Source organism: Tenacibaculum profundi (assembly GCF_052050075.1).
Classification (GTDB): Bacteria; Bacteroidota; Bacteroidia; order Flavobacteriales; family Flavobacteriaceae; genus Polaribacter.
In genome coordinates this window covers 3,726,226-3,745,849 of sequence record NZ_CP197225.1, presented here as the reverse complement: position 1 = coordinate 3,745,849, position 19,624 = coordinate 3,726,226, and the positions used below count along the sequence as shown (strand labels likewise).

Annotated in this window: 1 protein-coding gene; it reads right to left on the bottom strand. The window is 41.2% G+C overall.

Annotated elements, in window-relative coordinates:
- Positions 1–292: 292 nt before the first annotated feature.
- A complete protein-coding gene (locus ACSIGE_RS15165) occupies positions 293–19,492 on the bottom strand; it encodes a Calx-beta domain-containing protein (protein ID WP_440880724.1) in 19,200 nt (6,399 codons plus the stop codon).
- Positions 19,493–19,624 lie beyond the last annotated feature (132 nt).

Sequence of the window (19,624 nt, the reverse complement as noted above, 5' to 3'; positions counted from 1 at the left end):
CGATTATTATTTATTATATGTTTGTTTAAAATACCCCTACCCGTATGTAAACTAAGGTAATTCTTTAACCAATATAATTATAAGTTATGACGGCATGATAACTATACCTTTAGACTAAACTTCTTTTTAAGATGTTAAACAGAATATCGTTAATAATGACCAATTCATCTAGCATGTAGTATAGGAGATTTAAATAAAATTAAGTGCATTTAAACAAATGATATGCTAAATGCACTTAATATAATTACATATGCTTTTAGTTATAATAACTAAAGAAAAACACTTTTATAATTTATTCCCTATTGATATATAGCCAACCAATCCTTGGACTAGCTCCAGTCCCTAAATCCAATACATAATAATAAGTACCTGATGGTAATTGCTTTTTTACTTGGATGCTAAATCGACCTGTAGATTCTCCCGACCAACTATTATCATATCGATTCTTGCTATAAACCAATACCCCCCAACGATTATAAATCTCTAATCGATTGTGCTTATAACGTTCCTCCCCTATACAAGAAATTACGAAGGTATCATTAGCACCATCACCATTGGGAGTAAACTCATTATAAACCGTCAAACATGGTAGTGTATCTGGGTCTAAATAATCTGGAGTTCCATCTTCATCTGTATCCAATGCATCCTCTGGACCTCCATCGCCATTTTGATCTGCTGACTCATCAATCGTGGCTATACCATCACCATCATCGTCGATATCTAAATAGTCGGGAAGTCCATCGCCATCACTATCGTCGTTACTTAAATTACCATCGCCATCAACATCTTCTAAAATCGTTAAAATACCATCATCATCATCATCGATATCTTGGTAATCTGGTAAACCATCACCATCAAAATCTGGAGTATCTGGCACATCTCCATTAGTATCAGGATCTACTGAGTCTAACATACCATCGCCATCACTGTCAAGGAAAGTATCTAGTATACCATCACCATCAAGATCCAATAATGGATCACTGCCTCCTTCTTGTAAATCCGTAACGCCATCATCATCACTATCTATATCCTGATAATCTGGAATACCATCAGTATCTGTATCTGGAATACGAGGACGCATACCTCCTCGATTCGGATCTACAACGTCAGCTAAACCATCGCCATCAGTATCACTTTGATCATCGATAACACCATCTCCATCAATATCTAATGATATATCTGTACCACTTTCTACTAAATCTGAAATACCATCATTATCGCTATCTAAATCTTGAAAATCAGGTCTACCATCTCCATCTGTATCATCTAATATTGTTTTGCTTCCTGCATTAATATCGCTATCGTCAGCATCAGCTGTATCGATAATTCCATCATTGTCAGCATCAAGCAAGCTATCTAATACACCATCTCCATCAACATCAACAATACTAGCGTTTTGTCCACTTTCTACTAAATCTAAAACTCCGTCTCCATCACTATCTAAATCTAAATGATCTGGAATTCCATCATTATCAGTATCTCTATTTTCGTCTCCTAATTGTTCTACAACATCCAAAATACCATCATTATCATCATCCAAATCATATAAATCTTCTATGCCATCGCCATCTGTATCCGTTGTCAAGGCATCTCCAAAGCCATCCAAGCCATCAACTACATCTGCTATTCCGTCACCATCACTGTCGGTTTGGTCATCAATAACACCATCACCATCTACGTCTAAACTTCCTGACAAAGCATCATTATTTGGTTCTTGAGTGTCGGGAGTACCATCATTATCTTCATCTGGTAAATTGGTACCATCGACCAAATTGTCTGTATCTATTTGACCATCATTGTTAGTATCAGCTCCGCCTGCTTCAATAACATCATTAATTCCGTCGCCATCACTATCTAAATCTTGATAATCTGGAACTCCATCACCATCAGTATCAGGAGTACTGGAAACTGTGCCTCCATTATCTGAATCAACCAAATCGGGTAAGCCATCATTATCACTATCTGTTTGATCATCAATAACACCATCATTATTAGCATCCAAATTAGAATCTCCTCCTCCTTCTACTAAATCAGAAATACCATCATTATCACTATCCAAATCTTGGTAATCAGGAACTCCATCACCATCAGTATCGTCAGGATTCGTTCTATCATCTCCTACTTCTACGCTAGTTAAAATACCATCACCATCATCATCGATATCTAATACATCTAATATTCCATCACCATCCTGATCATCAGGACCACTGCCGTCACCATTCGAATCGTATTCATCAGCATTACTAATACCATCACCATCACAGTCTGCTGTTCCTATAGCAAATGGATCTGGCATACAAGAATCATTAGGCATAACATCCAAAATATCACAAGTACCATCACCATCACTGTCTGTATTGTCTGGAATACATGGATTACTTGGATCTGGATCTATTACATCACAGACCCCATCACCATCTGCATCTGTGTTATCTGGAATACATGGGTCTGTTATATCGGGATCTACTGTATCGCAAACACCATCCATATCTTCATCATGACTATTGGGAATACATGGATTACCTGGATCTGGATCTATTACATCACAGACCCCATCATTATCAGCATCTGTATTATTTGGAACACATGGATCTGTGGGATCTGGATCAACTGTATCACAAACGCCATCCATATCTTCATCGTTACTATTTGGAATACAAGGATCACTCGGGTTTGGATCTATGACATCACAAATACCATCACCATCACTATCGGCGCTATCAGGCACACAAGGTTCTGTTATATCGGGATCTATAGTATCGCAAACACCATCCATATCTTCATCATGACTATTTGGGATACATGGATTACCTGGATCTGGATCAACCGTATCACAAACACCATCTGCATCGGCATCTGTATTATCGGGTATACAGGGATCATTTGGATCTGGATCAACCGTATCACAAACGCCATCACCATCTGCATCGGTAGCATCTGGTATACAGGGATCGCTTGGATCTGGATCAACCGTATCACAAACACCATCACCATCGCTATCTGGAGCTCCTACAGGACAGGGGTCAGTGACTATCGGATCAACAACATCACAAATGCCATCACCATCTATATCACTTCCATTAGGAATGCAGGGATCATTTGGATTTGGATCAACCGTATCACAAACGCCGTCACCATCGGCATCTGTAGCATTCGGTATACAGGGATCACTTGGATCTGGATCAACCGTATCACAAACGCCATCATTATCAGCATCAACTGAATTCGGATCACATGACTCATTTGGATTTGGGTCTATCGTATCACAGATTCCATCGCCATCTGCATCCCTGGCATCTGGAATACAGGGATCTGTGGGATTGGGATCTACAGTATCACAATAACCATCACCATCACTATCTGCACTATCTGAATCACATGGATCATTCGGATTCGGATCTATGGTATCACAAACGCCATCACCATCAGCATCTGTAGCATCTGGTATACAGGGATCAGTGGGATTCGGGTCTATAGTATCACAATAACCATCACCATCTTCATCCATAGAATTTGGATTACATGGATCATTGGGATTTGGGTCTATCGTATCACAAACGCCATCACCATCAGCATCTGTCGCATCTGGTATACATGGATCTGTGGGATTTGGATCTACCGTGTCACAATAACCATCGCCATCTTCATCTAATGAATTGGGATTACATGGATCACTTGGATTTGGATCTATAATATCACAAACGCCATCGCCATCACTATCTGCTCCATTGGGAACGCATGGATTTGTTGGGTTAGGATCAACACTATCGCATATCCCGTCGCCATCGCTATCTAAATCAAGAGAGCTACAAGGTGTTACAACTTCTGGATCTACAGTATCACAAACGCCATCGCCATCGGCATCTATAGCGTCTGGAATACACGGATCATTGGGACCTGGATCAACAGTATCACAATAACCATCGCCATCACTATCAGTCGCATCTGGTATACACGGATCATTGGGACCTGGATCAACAATATCACAATAACCATCACCATCTGTGTCAGTACTTTTGGGAACACAAGAATCACTCGGGTTTGGATCTACCGTGTCACAAACGCCATCATTATCAGCATCGGTATTATCAGGAACGCAAGGATCTGTAGGATTTGGATCTATCGTATCACAAACGCCATCATTATCAGCATCCGTACTATCTGGTATACAAGGATCACTCGGATTCGGATCTACTGTATCACAATAACCGTCACCATCGGCATCGGTAGCATCTGGTATACAGGGATCGCTTGGATTCGGATCTACTGTATCACATACACCGTCATTGTCAGCATCGGTATTGTCAGGAATACATGGATCACTTGGATCTGGATCAACCGTATCACAAACGCCATCATTATCAGCATCGGTATTATCGGGAATACAAGGATCATTGGGACCTGGATCTATAGCATCACAATAACCATCGCCATCAGTATCTGTTGAATCTGGTAAACATGGATTGTTTACATCATTATCTGTAATTGTTCCTCCACCAACTAAATCTGTCATAGTTATCGCCTCGGGACTTGGGGAACCTATAAAAACATTACTCAATAAGACTTCATAAGTTTCTGTTGTCTCATAAACATTATTGTCAATAGTTGTTATTGGAATAATAACTGTTGTACTTCCTTCAGGTATTGTATAACTTACATTGATTTGTTGTAAATAATCGGTTCCAAATGTAGCAGTTAAATCATTGGTTGAAACATCAAACGTTACATCGTACTGCGATGCATTACTTAAAGTAGCCGTAAAGTTTGCTATACTTCCTTCGGCAACTGTAATATCATCGATACTAATCGTTGGAGCATTATCACCTAAATCGGTAATCGTTCCGGATCCTACCAAGTCAGTTGTTGTAATGGCCTCTGCTGGAGTTGAACCAATACTTACATTACTCATCGTAACAGTATAGGTCTCATTGGTTGGCTCATACGTAGTATCATTGATCGTTACCACCGGAATCATTACAGTGGTACTTCCTGCTAGAATCGTATAACGTACACTACTTTGTGATGTATAATCATCGCTTGCGGTGGCCGAGCCATCACTCGTGCTTACATCAAAAGTAACATCATATTGGGAGGGGTTGCTTAAGGTAGCCGTAAAGTTTGCTGTACTTCCTTCGGCAACTGTAATATCATCGATACTAATCGTTGGAGCACTATCACCTAAATCGGTAATCGTTCCGGCTCCTACTAAGTCAGTTGTTGTAATAGCCTCTGCTGGAGTTGAACCAATACTCACGTTACTCATCGTAACAGTATAGGTCTCATTGGTTGGCTCGTAGGTAGTGTCATCAGTCGTTACTACCGGAATCGTTACTGTGGTACTTCCGGCTAAAATCGTATAAAGTACACTACTTTGTGATGTATAATCATCGCCTGCGGTGGCCGAGCCATCACTCGTGCTTACATCAAAAGTAACATCATACTGAGCAGCATTACTTAAAGTAGCCGTAAAGTTTGCTGTACTTCCTTCGGCAACTGTAATATCATCGATACTAATCGTTGGAGCACTATCACCTAAATCGGTAATCGTTCCGGATCCTACCAAGTCCGTTGTTGTAATGGCCTCTGCTGGAGTTGAACCAATACTCACGTTACTCATCGTAACAGTATAGGTCTCATTAGTTGGCTCATAGGTAGTATCATTAATCGTTACCACCGGAATCGTTACTGTGGTACTTCCGGCTAAAATCGTATAACGTACACTACTTTGTGATGTATAATCATCGCCTGCGGTGGCAAAGCCATCACTCGTGCTTACATCAAAAGTAACATCATATTGTGAAGGATGACTTAAGGTAGCCGTAAAGTTTGCTGTACTTCCTTCGGCAACTGCAATATCATCGATACTAATCGTTGGAGCACTATCACCTAAATCGGTAATCGTTCCGGATCCTACCAAATCTGTCGTGGTAATGGCCTCTGCTGGAGTTGAACCAATACTCACGTTACTCATCGTAACAGTATAGGTCTCATTGGTTGGCTCATAGGTAGTGTCATTGATCGTTACCACCGGAATCGTTACTGTGGTACTTCCGGCTAAAATCGTATAAAGTACACTACTTTGTGATGTATAATCATCGCCTGCGGTGGCCGAGCCATCACTCGTACTTACATCAAAAGTAACATCATATTGTGAAGGATGACTTAAGGTAGCCGTAAAGTTTGCTGTACTTCCTTCGGCAACTGTAATATCATCGATACTAATCGTTGGAGCACTATCACCTAAATCGGTAATCGTTCCGGATCCTACCAAGTCAGTTGTTGTAATGGCCTCTGCTGGAGTTGAACCAATACTCACGTTACTCATCGTAACAGTATAGGTCTCATTAGTTGGCTCGTAGGTAGTATCATTGATCGTTACCACCGGAATCGTTACTACGGTACTTCCGGCTGGAATCGTATAACGTACACTACTTTGGGCTGTATAATCATCGCCTGCGGTGGCCGAGCCATCACTCGTACTTACATCAAAAGTAACATCATATTGTGAAGGATGACTTAAGGTAGCCGTAAAGTTTGCTGTACTTCCTTCGGCAACTGTAATATCATCGATACTAATCGTTGGAGCACTATCGCCTAAATCGGTAATCGTTCCGGATCCTACCAAGTCCGTTGTTGTAATGGCCTCTGCTGGAGTTGAACCAATACTTACATTACTCATCGTAACAGTATAGATCTCATTAGTTGGCTCGTAGGTAGTGTCATCAATCGTTACCACCGGAATCGTTACTGTGGTACTTCCGGCTAAAATCGTATAAAGTACACTACTTTGAGCCGTATAATCATCGCCTGCGGTGGCCGAGCCATCACTAGTGCTTACATCAAAAGTAACATCATATTGGGAGGGATGACTTAAAGTAGCCGTAAAGTTTGCTATACTTCCTTCGGCAACTGTAATATCATCGATACTAATCGTTGGAGCACTATCGCCTAAATCGGTAATCGTTCCGGATCCTACCAAGTCAGTTGTTGTAATGGCCTCTGCTGGAGTTGAACCAATACTCACGTTACTCATCGTAACAGTATAGGTCTCATTGGTTGGCTCGTAGGTAGTATCATTAATCGTTACAACTGGAATCGTAACCGTGGTACTTCCTGCGGTAATTGTATATATCTGACTCGTTTGTGACGTATAATCATCGCTTGCAGTGGCCGAGCCATCACTCGTACTTACATCAAAAGTAACATCATATTGGGAGGGATGACTTAAAGTAGCCGTAAAGTTTGCTGTACTTCCTTCGGCAACTGCAATATCATCGATACTAATCGTTGGAGCACTATCACCTAAGTCGGTAATCGTTCCGGATCCTACCAAGTCCGTTGTTGTAATGGCCTCTGCTGGAGTTGAACCAATACTCACGTTACTCATCGTAACAGTATAGGTCTCATTAGTTGGCTCGTAGGTAGTATCATTAATCGTTACCACCGGAATCGTTACTGTGGTACTTCCGGCTGGAATCGTATAAAGAACACTACTTTGTGATGTATAATCATCGCCTGCGGTGGCCGAGCCATCACTAGTGCTTACATCAAAAGTAACATCATATTGGGAGGGGTTGCTTAAGGTAGCCGTAAAGTTTGCTGTACTTCCTTCGGCAACTGTAATATCATCGATACTAATCGTTGGAGCACTATCACCTAAATCGGTAATCGTTCCGGATCCTACCAAGTCAGTTGTTGTAATGGCCTCTGCTGGAGTTGAACCAATACTCACGTTACTCATCGTAACAGTATAGGTCTCATTGGTTGGCTCGTAGGTAGTATCATTGATCGTTACCACCGGAATCGTTACTACTGTACTTCCGGCTGGAATCGTATAACGTACACTACTTTGGGCTGTATAATCATCGCCTGCGGTGGCCGAGCCATCACTAGTGCTTACATCAAAAGTAACATCATATTGTGAAGGATGACTTAAGGTAGCCGTAAAGTTTGCTGTACTTCCTTCGGCAACTGTAATATCATCGATACTAATCGTTGGAGCACTATCGCCTAAATCGGTAATCGTTCCGGATCCTACCAAGTCCGTTGTTGTAATGGCCTCTGCTGGAGTTGAACCAATACTTACATTACTCATCGTAACAGTATAGATCTCATTAGTTGGCTCGTAGGTAGTGTCATCAATCGTTACCACCGGAATCGTTACTGTGGTACTTCCGGCTAAAATCGTATAAAGTACACTACTTTGAGCCGTATAATCATCGCCTGCGGTGGCCGAGCCATCACTCGTGCTTACATCAAAAGTAACATCATACTGAGCAGCATTACTTAAAGTAGCCGTAAAGTTTGCTGTACTTCCTTCGGCAACTGTAATATCATCGATACTAATCGTTGGAGCACTATCACCTAAATCGGTAATCGTTCCGGATCCTACCAAGTCCGTTGTTGTAATGGCCTCTGCTGGAGTTGAACCAATACTTACATTACTCATCGTAACAGTATAGGTCTCATCAGTTGGCTCGTAGGTAGTATCATTGATCGTTACCACCGGAATCGTTACTGTGGTACTTCCGGCTAAAATCGTATAAAGTACACTACTTTGTGATGTATAATCATCGACTGCGGTGGCCGAGCCATCACTCGTGCTTACATCAAAAGTAACATCATATTGGGAAGGATGACTTAAGGTAGCCGTAAAGTTTGCTGTACTTCCTTCGGCAACTGTAATATCATCGATACTAATCGTTGGAGCACTATCGCCTAAATCGGTAATCGTTCCGGATCCTACCAAGTCCGTTGTTGTAATGGCCTCTGCTGGAGTTGAACCAATACTCACATTACTCATCGTAACAGTATAGGTCTCATCAGTTGGCTCGTAGGTAGTATCATTGATCGTTACCACCGGAATCGTTACTGTGGTACTTCCGGCTAAAATCGTATAAAGTACACTACTTTGTGATGAATAATCATCGCCTGCGGTGGCCGAGCCATCACTCGTACTTACATCAAAAGTAACATCATACTGAGCAGCATTACTTAAAGTAGCCGTAAAGTTTGCTGTACTTCCTTCGGCAACTGTAATATCATCGATACTAATCGTTGGAGCACTATCGCCTAAATCGGTAATCGTTCCGGATCCTACCAAGTCAGTTGTTGTAATGGCCTCTGCTGGAGTTGAACCAATACTCACGTTACTCATCGTAACAGTATAGGTCTCATTAGTTGGCTCGTAGGTAGTGTCATTGATCGTTACCACCGGAATCGTTACTGTGGTACTTCCGGCTGGAATCGTATAAAGAACACTACTTTGGGCTGTATAATCATCGCCTGCGGTGGCCGAGCCATCACTCGTGCTTACATCAAAAGTAACATCATACTGAGCAGCATTACTTAAAGTAGCCGTAAAGTTTGCTGTACTTCCTTCGGCAACTGTAATATCATCGATACTAATCGTTGGAGCACTATCACCTAAATCGGTAATCGTTCCGGATCCTACCAAGTCCGTTGTTGTAATGGCCTCTGCTGGAGTTGAACCAATACTCACGTTACTCATCGTAACAGTATAGGTCTCATTAGTTGGCTCGTAGGTAGTATCATTGATCGTTACCACCGGAATCGTTACTGTGGTACTTCCGGCTAAAATCGTATAAAGAATACTACTTTGAGCTGTATAATCATCGCCTGCGGTGGCCGAGCCATCACTCGTACTTACATCAAAAGTAACATCGTACTGAGCAGCATTACTTAAAGTAGCCGTAAAGTTTGCTGTACTTCCTTCGGCAACTGTAATATCATCGATACTAATCGTTGGAGCACTATCACCTAAATCGGTAATCGTTCCGGATCCTACCAAGTCCGTTGTTGTAATGGCCTCTGCTGGAGTTGAACCAATACTCACGTTACTCATCGTAACAGTATAGGTCTCATTAGTTGGCTCGTAGGTAGTATCATTAATCGTTACCACCGGAATCGTTACTGTGGTACTTCCGGCTAAAATCGTATAACGTACACTACTTTGTGATGTATAATCATCGCCTGCGGTGGCCGAGCCATCACTCGTACTTACATCAAAAGTAACATCATACTGAGCAGCATTACTTAAAGTAGCCGTAAAGTTTGCTGTACTTCCTTCGGCAACTGTAATATCATCGATACTAATCGTTGGAGCACTATCGCCTAAATCGGTAATCGTTCCGGATCCTACCAAGTCCGTTGTTGTAATGGCCTCTGCTGGAGTTGAACCAATACTTACGTTACTCATCGTAACAGTATAGGTCTCATTGGTTGGCTCGTAGGTAGTATCATTAATCGTTACCACTGGAATCGTAACCGTGGTACTTCCTGCGGTAATTGTATATATCTGACTCGTTTGTGACGTATAATCATCGCTTGCAGTGGCCGAGCCATCACTCGTGCTTACATCAAAAGTAACATCATATTGGGAGGGATGACTTAAGGTAGCCGTAAAGTTTGCTGTACTTCCTTCGGCAACTGTAATATCATCGATACTAATCGTTGGAGCACTATCACCTAAATCGGTAATCGTTCCGGATCCTACCAAGTCCGTTGTTGTAATGGCCTCTGCTGGAGTTGAACCAATACTCACGTTACTCATCGTAACAGTATAGGTCTCATTAGTTGGCTCGTAGGTAGTATCATTGATCGTTACTACCGGAATCGTTACTGTGGTACTTCCGGCGGTAATTGTATATATCTGACTCGTTTGTGACGTATAATCATCGCCTGCGGTGGCCGAGCCATCACTCGTACTTACATCAAAAGTAACATCATATTGGGAGGGATTACTTAAAGTAGCCGTAAAGTTTGCTGTACTTCCTTCAGCAACTGTAATATCATCGATACTAATCGTTGGAGCACTATCACCTAAATCGGTAATCGTTCCGGATCCTACCAAATCTGTCGTGGTAATGGCCTCTGCTGGAGTTGAACCAATACTTACATTACTCATCGTAACAGTATAGGTCTCATTGGTTGGCTCGTAGGTAGTGTCATTGATCGTTACCACCGGAATCATCACTGTGGTACTTCCGGCTGGAATCGTATAACGTACACTACTTTGTGATGTATAATCATCGCCTGCGGTGGCCGAGCCATCACTCGTGCTTACATCAAAAGTAACATCATATTGGGAGGGATGACTTAAGGTAGCCGTAAAGTTTGCTGTACTTCCTTCGGCAACTGTAATATCATCGATACTAATCGTTGGAGCACTATCACCTAAATCGGTAATCGTTCCGGATCCTACCAAGTCCGTTGTTGTAATGACCTCTGCTGGAGTTGAACCAATACTCACGTTACTCATCGTAACAGTATAGGTCTCATTGGTTGGCTCGTAGGTAGTATCATTGATCGTTACCACCGGAATCGCTACTGTGGTACTTCCTGCTGGAATCGTATAACGTACACTACTTTGAGCTGTATAATCATCGCCTGCGGTGGCCGAGCCATCACTCGTGCTTACATCAAAAGTAACATCATATTGGGAGGGATGACTTAAAGTAGCCGTAAAGTTTGCTGTACTTCCTTCGGCAACTGTAATATCATCGATACTAATCGTTGGAGCACTATCGCCTAAATCGGTAATCGTTCCGGCTCCTACCAAATCTGTCGTGGTAATGGCCTCTGCTGAAGTTGAACCAATACTTACATTACTCATCGTAACAGTATAGGTCTCATTAGTTGGCTCGTAGGTAGTATCATTGATCGTTACCACCGGAATCGTTACTGTGGTACTTCCGGCTGGAATCGTATAACTTTGACTACTTTGAGCTGTATAATCATCGCCTGCGGTGGCCGAGCCATCACTCGTACTTACATCAAAAGTAACATCATACTGAGCAGCATTACTTAAAGTAGCCGTAAAGTTTGCTGTACTTCCTTCGGCAACTGTAATATCATCGATACTAATCGTTGGAGCACTATCGCCTAAATCGGTAATCGTTCCGGATCCTACCAAGTCAGTTGTTGTAATGGCCTCTGCTGGAGTTGAACCAATACTTACATTACTCATCGTAACAGTATAGCTCTCATTGGTTGGCTCGTAGGTAGTGTCATTGATCGTTACCACCGGAATCGTTACTGTCGTACTTCCTGCGGTAATTGTATATATCTGACTCGTTTGTGACGTATAATCATCGCCTGCGGTGGCCGAGCCATCACTCGTGCTTACATCAAAAGTAACATCATATTGTGAAGGATGACTTAAGGTAGCCGTAAAGTTTGCTGTACTTCCTTCGGCAACTGTAATATCATCGATACTAATCGTTGGAGCACTATCACCTAAATCGGTAATCGTTCCGGATCCTACCAAATCTGTCGTGGTAATGGCCTCTGCTGGAGTTGAACCAATACTCACGTTACTCATCGTAACAGTATAGGTCTCATTGGTTGGCTCGTAGGTAGTATCATTGATCGTTACTACCGGAATCGTTACTGTGGTACTTCCGGCTAAAATCGTATAACTTTGACTACTTTGTGATGTATAATCATCGCCTGCGGTGGCCGAGCCATCACTCGTGCTTACATCAAAAGTAACATCATATTGGGAGGGATGACTTAAAGTAGCCGTAAAGTTTACTGTACTTCCTTCGGCAACTGTAATATCATCGATACTAATCGTTGGAGCACTATCACCTAAATCGGTAATCGTTCCGGATCCTACCAAGTCAGTTGTTGTAATGGCCTCTACTGGAGTTGAACCAATACTCACGTTACTCATCGTAACAGTATAGGTCTCATTGGTTGGCTCATACGTACTATCATCAGTCGTTACCACCGGAATCGTTACTGTGGTACTTCCGGCTGGAATCGTATAAAGAATACTACTTTGAGCTGTATAATCATCGCCTGCGGTGGCCGAGCCATCACTCGTGCTTACATCAAAAGTAACATCATATTGGGAGGGATGACTTAAGGTAGCCGTAAAGTTTGCTGTACTTCCTTCGGCAACTGTAATATCATCGATACTAATCGTTGGAGCACTATCACCTAAATCGGTAATCGTTCCGGATCCTACCAAGTCAGTTGTTGTAATGGCCTCTGCTGGAGTTGAACCAATACTTACATTACTCATCGTAACAGTATAGGTCTCATTGGTTGGCTCGTAGGTAGTGTCATTGATCGTTACCACCGGAATCATTACTGTGGTACTTCCGGCTGGAATCGTATAACGTACACTACTTTGTGATGTATAATCATCGCCTGCGGTGGCCGAGCCATCACTCGTGCTTACATCAAAAGTAACATCATATTGGGAGGGATGACTTAAGGTAGCCGTAAAGTTTGCTATACTTCCTTCGGCAACTGTAATATCATCGATACTAATCGTTGGAGCACTATCACCTAAATCGGTAATCGTTCCGGATCCTACCAAGTCAGTTGTTGTAATAGCCTCTGCTGGAGTTGAACCAATACTTACATTACTCATCGTAACAGTATAGGTCTCATCAGTTGGCTCATACGTAGTATCATTGATCGTTACCACCGGAATCGTTACTGTGGTACTTCCTGCGGTAATTGTATATATCTGACTCGTTTGTGACGTATAATCATCGCCTGCGGTGGCCGAGCCATCACTCGTGCTTACATCAAAAGTAACATCATATTGGGAGGGATGACTTAAGGTAGCCGTAAAGTTTGCTGTACTTCCTTCGGCAACTGTAATATCATCGATACTAATCGTTGGAGCACTATCACCTAAATCGGTAATCGTTCCGGATCCTACCAAGTCAGTTGTTGTAATGGCCTCTGCTGGAGTTGAACCAATACTTACGTTACTCATTGTAACAGTATAGGTCTCATTGGTTGGCTCGTAGGTAGTGTCATTGATCGTTACCACCGGAATCGTTACTGTGGTACTTCCGGCTGGAATCGTATAACGTACACTACTTTGGGCTGTATAATCATCGCCTGCGGTGGCCGAGCCATCACTCGTGCTTACATCAAAAGTAACATCATATTGGGAGGGATGACTTAAGGTAGCCGTAAAGTTTGCTGTACTTCCTTCGGCAACTGTAATATCATCGATACTAATCGTTGGAGCACTATCACCTAAATCGGTAATCGTTCCGGATCCTACCAAGTCCGTTGTTGTAATGGCCTCTGCTAGAGTTGAACCAATACTCACGTTACTCATCGTAACAGTATAGGTCTCATTAGTTGGCTCATACGTACTATCATCAGTCGTTGCTACTGGAATAATTACCGTAGTACTTCCTGCTGGAATCGTATAACGTACACTACTTTGGGCTGTATAATCATCGCCTGCGGTGGCCGAGCCATCACTCGTGCTTACATCAAAAGTAACATCATATTGGGAGGGATGACTTAAGGTAGCCGTAAAGTTTGCTGTACTTCCTTCGGCAACTGTAATATCATCGATACTAATCGTTGGAGCATTATCACCTAAATCGGTAATCGTTCCGGATCCTACCAAATCTGTCGTGGTAATGGCCTCTGCTGGAGTTGAACCAATACTTACGTTACTCATCGTAACAGTATAGGTCTCATTGGTTGGCTCGTAGGTAGTGTCATTGATCGTTACCACCGGAATCGTTACTGTGGTACTTCCGGCTGGAATCGTATAACGTACACTACTTTGGGCTGTATAATCATCGCCTGCGGTGGCCGAGCCATCACTCGTGCTTACATCAAAAGTAACATCATATTGGGAGGGATGACTTAAGGTAGCCGTAAAGTTTGCTGTACTTCCTTCGGCAACTGTAATATCATCGATACTAATCGTTGGAGCACTATCACCTAAATCGGTAATCGTTCCGGATCCTACCAAGTCCGTTGTTGTAATGGCCTCTGCTAGAGTTGAACCAATACTCACGTTACTCATCGTAACAGTATAGGTCTCATTAGTTGGCTCATACGTACTATCATCAGTCGTTGCTACTGGAATAATTACCGTAGTACTTCCTACTGGAATCGTATAACGTACACTACTTTGTGATGTATAATCATCGCCTGCGGTGGCCGAGCCATCACTCGTGCTTACATCAAAAGTAACATCATATTGGGAGGGATGACTTAAGGTAGCCGTAAAGTTTGCTGTACTTCCTTCGGCAACTGTAATATCATCGATACTAATCGTTGGAGCACTATCACCTAAATCGGTAATCGTTCCGGATCCTACCAAGTCCGTTGTTGTAATGGCCTCTGCTGGAGTTGAACCAATACTTACATTACTCATCGTAACAGTATAGGTCTCATCAGTTGGCTCGTAGGTAGTATCATTGATCGTTACCACCGGAATCGTTACTGTGGTACTTCCGGCTAAAATCGTATAAAGTACACTACTTTGTGATGTATAATCATCGACTGCGGTGGCCGAGCCATCACTCGTGCTTACATCAAAAGTAACATCATATTGGGAAGGATGACTTAAGGTAGCCGTAAAGTTTGCTGTACTTCCTTCGGCAACTGTAATATCATCGATACTAATCGTTGGAGCACTATCGCCTAAATCGGTAATCGTTCCGGATCCTACCAAGTCCGTTGTTGTAATGGCCTCTGCTGGAGTTGAACCAATACTCACATTACTCATCGTAACAGTATAGGTCTCATTAGTTGGCTCGTAGGTAGTATCATTGATCGTTACCACCGGAATCGTTACTGTGGTACTTCCGGCTAAAATCGTATAAAGTACACTACTTTGTGATGAATAATCATCGCCTGCGGTGGCCGAGCCATCACTCGTGCTTACATCAAAAGTAACATCATACTGAGCAGCATTACTTAAAGTAGCCGTAAAGTTTGCTGTACTTCCTTCGGCAACTGTAATATCATCGATACTAATCGTTGGAGCACTATCGCCTAAATCGGTAATCGTTCCGGATCCTACCAAGTCAGTTGTTGTAATGGCCTCTGCTGGAGTTGAACCAATACTCACGTTACTCATCGTAACAGTATAGGTCTCATTAGTTGGCTCATACGTACTATCATCAGTCGTTGCTACTGGAATAATTACCGTAGTACTTCCTGCTGGAATCGTATAACGTACACTACTTTGGGCTGTATAATCATCGCCTGCGGTGGCCGAGCCATCACTCGTGCTTACATCAAAAGTAACATCATATTGGGAGGGATGACTTAAGGTAGCCGTAAAGTTTGCTGTACTTCCTTCGGCAACTGCAATATCATCGATACTAATCGTTGGAGCATTATCACCTAAATCGGTAATCGTTCCGGATCCTACCAAGTCAGTTGTTGTAATTAAAGTTCCCGTTCCTGTCTGAACATTACTCAATGTTACTGTATACGTTTCATTCGTTGGTTCATACGTACTATCATTAGTTGTTACTACTGGAATCGTTACCGTAGTATTTCCTGCGGTAATCGTGTAACTTTGACTCGTTTGTGATGTGTAATCACTTCCTCCCATTGCCGTGCCATCACTCGTAGTTACATCAAAAGTAACATCACAGGCTATCGCTTGACTTATGGTAGCTGTAAAGTTTGCGGTGGTTCCTTCTGCAACTGTATTATCATCAATGCTAATCGTCGGAACTGAATCTGCGGTAATTTGTACAATATTGCTTAAGGCGGTACAAGTAACTCCATTAAGTAAAGAAGATACTTCTCTTCTATACCACATGGTCTGAGTAAGCACTCCTGCATCATACGTGGCATTAGTAGCTCCTCCAATAGGTGTAAAGATAGATCCGTCGGTGCTACTTTCCCATTGATAACTCAAAGTTCCGCTTCCTGTGGAAGCTACTGTTTCTGTAAAGGCGACCGGATCATCTCCTAAACAAATTGTTTGATTTGATCCAACAGTTCCACCCGTTACATCATTAATAATTAAAGTAGCTTCCGAAGTCGTTACACTAGCACATCCGTTTTTTGTACTGGTTACTAACAATCTGTATTTATTATTCGAAGCTCCTACCAAAGGATTCGTTAAAGTTAAACTTGCTGTTGTTGCATTGCTATAAATTCCTCCGTTAGGAATATTAGTCCATGAGCTACTAGTATTTAATTGTTCTTGCCATTGATATACTAAATCTGCAGTATTGGGTGTACTTCCACTATAATCTGGTATGGTTGTCGGTGCTGTACCTGTAAATGTCGTTGTACTTAAAGAGGAAGCTGCTCCCGTAAAGGTTACATTCTCACCTAAACAAATTGTAATGTCACTTGGTTCTAAATCAATTTCAAGAGTCGAAGCCTCTTTAACACCTTCAGTAATTCCTTGACCTTCGTCACCTCCTAGATCGGCAACTCCTCCTGAACTCACTAAATTAGGAACTCCGTCTGTATGGCCATCGATCGCAATAGCTATTCTTCCATTTGAATCTAAATCAGATTCTTTAACCTCCTCATCAGCCTCAATGGCATCATAACAACCATCATTATCACTGTCCAAATCCAAATAATCTGGTGTTCCATCTATATCCGAATCAGGACAATATACTTCATCAGCTGTAAACCTAAATCCTTCTTTTGCTGCACCTCCAATAGCTGAAATAGTAAATTCAGTAGCTCCCACAGGAAATACGATATACCATTCTAATAAATTATTACTCCATGCGCCACTTGATCTATCTCCTATATTTTGAGTAAAGCTTCCTCCATTAGAAATAAACTGTTCTCCTCCAGAAATCTGAGTCCCTTCTGGATCATAAATTTTAGCATTTCCATTACCACCAACCCAAGAAACTGTATATGTACTAAACCTAGAACCAAAAGAAGCTTCAAAATCTGAAGATATTTTATCTACAAAACCATACAATTTAAGTCTTATCTCTGATCCACTAGGGAGATCATTTATTTGAAATGTTGTTGTCAAATCCCATGGAGTTGTTCCTTCATAAACAAAATAAAGTTCATTTTTATCGGAAAGACCATTAGAAGTTATTGTATTTTGTCCACTATTAGATATTATCCAATTGGCTGTTCCTCCAGAATTAGCTAAAATAAAACTACCACTGGTTGATGACGCAACAGTAAAATTACTTGAACTAGAAGAACATTCTTCATCATCTAAAATTCCATCATTATCTGAATCTAAATCACAACTATCTGGTATAGAATCTGAATCTGAATCGATTCTATCATCATATCCATTACATAGATCAGAAATATTCGGAATAGTATCATTATCATCATCACATTGATTTCCTGTAATCATTGAATTTTGCGAACTAATATCATTTTGTCCACTACCAACAACTAAAGGTATTCCTGTTAGCAAATTTCCACCACCTGTCAAGCGTCCATTTTCATCAATATCTGATTGATTTAATGAATTGCTCCCCTCCAAAGAATCATAGCATCCATCATTATCAGAATCAAGGTCTAAATGATTCGGTATTAAATCTTGGTCATTATCATATACATCTGGTATACCATCATTATTTGCATCCGTATAATCGGTTACAGATCCATCACCAGTAAAACCATTATCAAAATTATCTTGCCAATTTACAATACCATCACCATCTTCATCACCATCAGGTTGATTCCCATGAGATTCTTCAATATCCAAAATTCCATCATCGTCGTCGTCCTGATCATTTAAATCTGGATTTCCATCACCGTCTTCATCACTACAATTTAATACACTAGCATAATCTGTACTTAAAATATAAAAATATGTAAATTCAGTACTTTTTCCTGCTTTTAAAGTACCAATATTGAATGCTATTGAGATCGCTTCATCTGCTGACAAGGATGCTCCTTCTGTATTGACCAGACCACTATCTGTACCATTCCAAATTGCTGATGGATCTCTGTTGGAAAAACCTCCATATGTAACTCGTGCTCTATCATCTGAAGCCATTATTGATACAACAGATCCATCTGGATCTGTTGCACCTCCTACCGCACCTTGTTCTGCCTTTACAACTGCTAATTTATCTAAGAAACTCGATGACTGAGCTTCAATTGTATTAGTTGTTGTATAATTTCCTGATAAAGTTTGATTATTGTCAGGATCAACATTGTGCATCCAATAAATATTTGTTAAATCTGTCGATGTTATGTTTGTTAAAGTAGTGGTCATTTTAATAAACAAACCGTTTTCTGTTAGTAAGTAAGATCTATGTATATTTATTCCCCCAATAGCTCCCTCCCATATGACTTCAGCGGCATTTTCTCCACAATAACTTATATTAGAGTTAACATAAGTAATTGCACCTCCTATTTGCTTTAAAGCATCACGTGTATTATTGTTATAAGCTATTGTATTAATCTCTAAAGCAAAGCCTTCCTCTGGACTACCTGGTATAAAATAATCTCCATCATAATTAATCCAACCATCTTTTGCAGGATTGGCTATGAAACCAAGCAATGACATCCTTGAATTGTGATATCCTGATGGCCTCGTTCCATTAGGTGCTCCAAAAGTTCCTCTATCTGATAACCCTGCTTCAATATAATTCCCTCTAAAATATGCATTAGCCCCAGCTTTTTGAGCATTTGGAATCTGAGAAAAAATACTGTTGGTAACTCCTAAAGAAATAAGTATATATATAAAAAATATATTTTGAGAGAGACGTATTATCATAAATTTTACATTTAACTACCATTATCCCCTTAATAAAATACTAACTACTATTTTTTATAAAATTCAATAATTTATTAAAGCTCACTATAAAACTTTGATTAAATACAAGTATGTGTCGTTAAATAATGAATA